This window comes from Pseudomonas sp. 05N433 (assembly GCF_056396925.1).
The window spans coordinates 1-4922 of sequence record NZ_JBFTML010000110.1; the positions used below are offsets into that span (position 1 = coordinate 1).

The 4922-nt window shown below is 55.0% G+C and carries 5 protein-coding genes; 3 read left to right on the forward strand and 2 right to left on the reverse strand.

The window, feature by feature from the left end:
- Together AC1DIS_RS29720 and AC1DIS_RS29725 are read right to left on the reverse strand one after the other, a co-directional pair.
- On the reverse strand, positions 1 to 553 hold a 553-nt coding region (locus tag AC1DIS_RS29720; RefSeq protein WP_477781284.1), incomplete at its 3' end, for a saccharopine dehydrogenase NADP-binding domain-containing protein.
- Between the two features lie 82 nt (positions 554 to 635).
- Positions 636 to 1220: an eCIS core domain-containing protein gene (locus tag AC1DIS_RS29725; RefSeq protein ID WP_018925624.1), complete on the reverse strand. Its 585-nt coding sequence runs from the start codon at positions 1218 to 1220 to the stop codon at positions 636 to 638.
- Between the two features lie 294 nt (positions 1221 to 1514).
- Between AC1DIS_RS29725 and AC1DIS_RS29730 the strand changes: the two genes are divergently transcribed.
- From AC1DIS_RS29730 to AC1DIS_RS29740, 3 genes are all read left to right on the forward strand, one after another.
- The gene (locus AC1DIS_RS29730) at positions 1515 to 2384 is read left to right on the forward strand and encodes an AraC family transcriptional regulator (protein WP_026286372.1); all 870 of its coding nucleotides are present in this window, start codon (positions 1515 to 1517) and stop codon (positions 2382 to 2384) included.
- 512 nt (positions 2385 to 2896) lie between these two features.
- A complete protein-coding gene (locus AC1DIS_RS29735; protein ID WP_086944930.1) occupies positions 2897 to 3589 on the forward strand; it encodes a cytochrome-c peroxidase in 693 nt (230 codons plus the stop codon).
- Entirely contained in the window at positions 3504 to 4211 is a 708-nt protein-coding gene (locus AC1DIS_RS29740; RefSeq protein WP_477745589.1) for an RHS repeat-associated core domain-containing protein, read from the forward strand. Before AC1DIS_RS29735 ends, AC1DIS_RS29740 begins: the two co-directional genes overlap by 86 nt.
- Positions 4212 to 4922 lie beyond the last annotated feature (711 nt).

Here is a 4922-nt window from a genome sequence, read left to right on the forward strand (position 1 = left end):
GTTTACCTGCGTAGGCGAGTACGCCTTCGACGGTCGACAATCCCGGCATCTTCGCCGAAGAGGAAATGCCATGCTCGATCGAGTCGATACGACTGAAGCGATAGCGCTGCTGATCGATGATGGCTGACGATAGCGTCGGCACCGAACTGCAGCCACTGAGGATCGCCACTCCTGCCTGTTTCGCCAAGGCATCGAGTACGCCAACGCCGTTGACGAAGGTTCGGCAGTCAGACAGGTCGCAGTAGTTCACGCCAGCCTCGATGCAGCTCTCGGCGACCGCATAGGATTGCCCCTGAAACGGGCCGCCAGTATGGATGACCAACTGGATGTCCATCGAGCGCAAAACGGATTTGAACTCAGTGCCCATGGCATTGCCGCACCAACTTTCGGCGACAGTGCCCGATTGGCTTTTCAACTCATCGACTTTGCGCTGCAACTTGTGTGGATCGCGGCCCGAGATCACCAGTTCCACATCTGGCATTACCGCCAAATGCCTGCAAACGATGCTACCGAAGTTTCCGTAGCCACCGACCACCATCACCCTGAACACCATTCAACTCTTCCCTAACTGACAGGCTGCTTTCAGCCAATAATGACTGCTTTATGCCTGTAATGTCAGGCGGCTTCGCTACCCTTCATTGAGTCCCTCCCCGCACCGACCGTCGAACTTCAGCCTGTATGGCATAAGCCGGCGCCTCCACAGCATTGAAATCTTGTGTATAGCGCTGGGCAAATCCTTCTACCCCCCATTCCCGAAACTGCTGCACGTGCTTCAGTTCGTGAGCCCAGAGCGCGATGTCCTGTTCTGCGGTTTGAGTGTCCCGGAAGAGGATGATGTCGATCAGCGTCACGGCACCGACGTCGGGGTTTTGCAGCATGGAAGTGGCGGCGCTGAATTGGCCGTTGTCGCTCACTTTGTAGTGCGCGGCATCAAGGACGCTGGGGTCGTACCAGCGCAGCAGTTGCTCCCGGATGTGCGGTGGAATGGGTTGGATCTCGGCGCTGGCTGCTTCAGCGCGGGCTTGGGTCAGCCACAGCGCCAGGGCAGGTGCCGCGACCTGGTAGACGCCATCAGGCACCTGCCCCAGATCTGGCAGGCAGATGCAGCCGTTCAGGCACACTTGTTTCTCGCCAGGTGGGCAGGCGTTAGTCTGGGCTTGCACTACAGGAGTCAGGCCAAGAACAGACAGCGCCACCAGGCATGTGATGATGGGCGGCATTGGGCCCTCCAGAGACGGAAGCAGCGCGAACAGCGGATCACAATTGATCGATGACCCGCATAACTTTAGCGCACCCTTGTCGGGTCTCTTCTCGATGATTGCCTGGGGGTAATTGCTGCCCTCACAACGACAGCAACAGTCGATCAGAAGTGATCGGACTGGGTATACGGTGTCTCATGGTGGAAGAGATCGCATTGGCCAACCCAAAACATACCTTGAGCAAACGCGGCTAGGCGCGTTTACACCGCTATAGTCGACTCTATTGCCGACCGTACTTCCAGGAGCCTTTTCCCAGTGTCTGACATGCCGAGCAACTTCGCCTACACAAAACGCTTCAACGCCGTACTCGCCTACATCGATGCCAATCTTGAAGGTGACTTGTCGGTGAAGACGTTGAGTCATGTGGCGAACTTTTCGGTGTTTCACTTCCATCGACAATTCAGCGCGTTCGCGGGTGTGCCGGTCTCACGTTATGTGCAACTGATGCGGCTACGACGCGCGGCACATCGCCTGGCCTCCCTCGCTGATCACTCGGTACTGGACGCGGCACTCGGTGCCGGCTTTGAAAGCCCCGAGGCATTTTGCAGGGCGTTCAGGCGGGCGTTCGGCATGACCCCGAGTGCGTTCAGGAAGGAACCGAACTGGCAGGTCTGGAATGCGGTATTCGCAATCCCTCATTTTTCCAGGACTATCATCATGCAAGTACGAATCGTGGAATTCCCAGAAGTCAGGGTCGCAGCGCTTGAGCACTGCGGACCACCCGGGCTCGTCAATGAGAGCGTGCGCAAGTTCATCGAGTGGCGCATGCAGAGCGGACAGTCGCCGGTGGCATCGAGTCGCAGCTTTGGCATTCCCTATGGCAACCCCGACACGACACCTGCACAAGCATTCCGCTTCGCCATCTGCGGCGAGATTCACGAGGCTGTGGCGCCGAATGAGTTCGGCGTGCGCGAGATCGTCATTCCTGGCGGTCGCTGCGTCGTGGTGCGACATACGGGGTCACCGGATCACATCGGCGAAACGATCTATCCGATTTACCGCGATTGGCTTCCTGCCAGTGGCGAGGAACTCCGTGACCACCCGCTGTTCTTCAATTACCTGAGCGTCTATCCCGAGACGCCGCAGGATCAATGGCAAACTGACGTGTATGTTCCGCTTCAATAGCGGAGCAAGCAGCTTTCGACCCTGACGGACATTGACGAGTGTCCGCTCAGGGTTGGCATCCACATCAACGACGACAGCTTCTTTGCCCGTAACCCAGGGCCTGTTAACGCTTCGCGACAAAGTCAACGAGGGGAAAGCGCAAACCCGCGAAATCCTCGACTGCAGAAAGCCATCCTGACCGGTCGCTTTCCAGTCCCATTGGCAAGTTTTCAAACCCTGTACTACTGTCATCTCGTGCTGGATGCTCGGGATCGCGGACGTTCGATCTCCCCCAAGGTCATGGAATGAAGACCCCATCGTGAACACACAAGTGTTCCAACCGCTGTGCATACGACGTGTACGACGAGCCCAATGTGGCTCCGGTTCACAGGGAGGTGCTTATGGTGGCTTCAGGTCTAAAGTCTCGGCAGCAAATGCTGAGCATTCGCCATTGTATTGATACGAAACACGCTGCTTCCCTCCTCTGGCATCCCGGCTCCCGATTTCAGCCCGCTAAGTACCAGTAACTGAACATGCGCAGCATGCATTGCCTGAGCATGTGCCTGGCGCTGTTGCCTGCCGGCACGGTTATGGCTGACTCTCTTCCCGGATTATCGGCGTCTTGTACGGAGCAAGCCGTAGATAACCTGCTGGGGCTTCCGCCCATACCAGATGCCTCGTCACCTGAGCATCTGGTGGAAAAAATCCAGCTTGGCAAAACGCTGTTCTTTGACAAGCGTCTGAGTGCTGACGGCTCGATCAGCTGTGCCTCTTGCCATAATCCCGAACGAGGCTTCATCGACGGTTTGCCGCGCGCCCAGGGCATCCATCGCCAGCTTGGAACACGCAACACACCTACCCTCGTCAATGCGGCTATTGCCGGAACTCAGTTCTGGGACGGGCGCCGTGACAGCCTCAAGTCGCAGGCTACGGATCCCCTCTTTAACCCGATCGAACACGCCGTGAATGATGAGGCGCAGTTACTCCATACCATTCGGCAGGACATTCAGTATGTTGCGGCTTTCGAGAAGGTGTATGCGGCCTCCCCTGAGACGTTAATGGCCACGCAAGTTGCACAAGCCATCGCGGCCTACGAACGCACCCTAGTGGCTGGTAACTCTGCATTTGATCGTTATCGCTATGGACACGACAAAACAGCTCATCCAAGCCAGTCGCCCTCTGGTTCTGACGCCCCTGGAAAAACCGATTTGGTGGCGTTTATCTAACCAGTTGACGGCATGGAGCGGTGCCTCCTTGCTGTATGACGCCAACGGCAATATGACCAGTGACGGCAGCAACACTTACACCTGGGATTCGCGCCAGCGCCTGAGCACGCTCACGGGAACCGTATCCGGGAGTTTCAGTTATGACGCGGCCAACAGGCGCAGCCAGAAGACAATTTCCGGCCAGACCACCAGTTATGTCTTCGACGGTGTCAATCTGGTGCAAGAGCTGACCGGTACTGTCACCCCCACGGTACAGGCCAATCTCCTTACGGGCGGTTTGGACGAAGTATTCAGCCGCACCGAGGCCAGCGGCAACACCTACAGCTACTTGACTGATGCGCTGGGTTCAACCCAAGCGCTTACCGACAGCACTGGCGCGTTCACCACGCAATACACCTATGACCCTTATGGCCAAACCAGCAGCCCCGGCTCCGCCAGTACCAACAGCCAGCAGTACACCGGGCGGGAAAATGATGGCACGGGTGTCTATTATTATCGGGCACGGTATTACTCTCCAGGCTTTGGACGGTTTATCTCGGGAGATCCGATTGGACTTGCGGGGGGGGGATTAATACGTATGGTTATGTTGGCGGGAATCCGGTTTCTTACATTGACCCTTTAGGGCTATGGCGTCTTCCAGACTTCCTCGCAGTAAATATAAATATCGCAATTCCAAATCCAATAACGGACACGTATTTTGGCTGATCGGGAACTGCTAGTTTAGATCGATATGGGAACTGGTACGGGAGCGTATTAGGTGCAGAACTTGGAAAGTCTGCTAACATTATAACTGGAAGCATTACTGCAAACTGGATAAACCAGTCATGTAACGCTATAGAAAATCAGCTCAATAACTTCTTGTCGGGAAATGGAGTTAACGCTGCTGCTGGTTTCTGGGGGGGATTTCTGAGACGTGGTCACCAGGTAATGGGTTTGCAACAGGGGTTGGATTGATTTCGCCTCAACTAGGTGCTAGTTACAATTATTCCTCCCAAGAGGCTGGGAAGGCTGGATCAGGATGGTGAGAATGAAAAGCGTCGGATTGTTATTATTGATTATTATACTGTTCTCAGTAGGAGTAATGTGCTTGTTTTTTCTCGAGCAAACCCGAGAAATTGCAATAAAAGTGGCTGACTGGGCATACGCATCAAAAAACCACCCACTCAAGACCCTGGTTAGATCAAACAACTACTTGAACATGCTTAGGATGGTGGGCGCGATAGCCCTCTTTACATCTTTTTTCTTAATATGGGCATGGATAAAAAACTTATAAAAAAATACACACATATGGAGATCACTCTTGGCATCTGCATGGAAATACCCCACCCCGGCG

Bases quoted from the DNA above. Each gene is read 5' to 3' on its own strand.
- AC1DIS_RS29725 (WP_018925624.1), bottom strand. From the start codon at position 1,220: ATGCCGCCCATCATCACATGCCTGGTGGCGCTGTCTGTTCTTGGCCTG.
- AC1DIS_RS29740 (WP_477745589.1), top strand. From the start codon at position 3,504: ATGGACACGACAAAACAGCTCATCCAAGCCAGTCGCCCTCTGGTTCTG.
- AC1DIS_RS29735 (WP_086944930.1), top strand. From the start codon at position 2,897: ATGCGCAGCATGCATTGCCTGAGCATGTGCCTGGCGCTGTTGCCTGCC.